We start from the raw sequence: 431 nt of genomic DNA on the forward strand, positions 1-431 counted from the left end.
TTTTCAGTTTTAAAGAGCTGAAACTCTGAATAAGTGGCGGAGTGGACGGGACTCGAACCCGCGACCCCCGGCGTGACAGGCCGGTATTCTAACCAACTGAACTACCACTCCGCAGTGGTCAACTCACTAAGTGAGCGTCCATATCTCCAGGTTGGTCAACCTAAAGATTTAATTTAAAGCCTGGCGATGTCCTACTCTCACATGGGGAAGCCCCACACTACCATCGGCGCTATTGTGTTTCACTTCTGAGTTCGGCATGGAATCAGGTGGGTCCACAATGCTATGGTCGCCAAGCAAATTTTAAAATTCGGAAAACTGTATTTAAAAGTTATGTCTCATCAAACGCATTCAAGGTCTGTCTTTCTATTGAGTCCACAAAACCCCTTGGGTGTTGTATGGTTAAGCCTCACGGGCAATTAGTACAGGTTAGC

General features: G+C 46.9%; 1 tRNA gene and 1 rRNA gene. Both read right to left on the reverse strand.

From position 1 onward, the window contains the following. Positions 1-34 precede the first annotated feature (34 nt). Positions 35-111, reverse strand: a tRNA-Asp gene (locus IQO02_RS05635). 67 nt (positions 112-178) lie between these two features. Further along, a 5S ribosomal RNA gene (gene rrf, locus IQO02_RS05640) occupies positions 179-294 on the reverse strand. Positions 295-431: the final 137 nt, after the last annotated feature.

It is taken from the genome of Vibrio sp. OPT24 (assembly GCF_015163545.1).
Taxonomy (GTDB): domain Bacteria; phylum Pseudomonadota; class Gammaproteobacteria; order Enterobacterales; family Vibrionaceae; genus Vibrio; species Vibrio cyclitrophicus.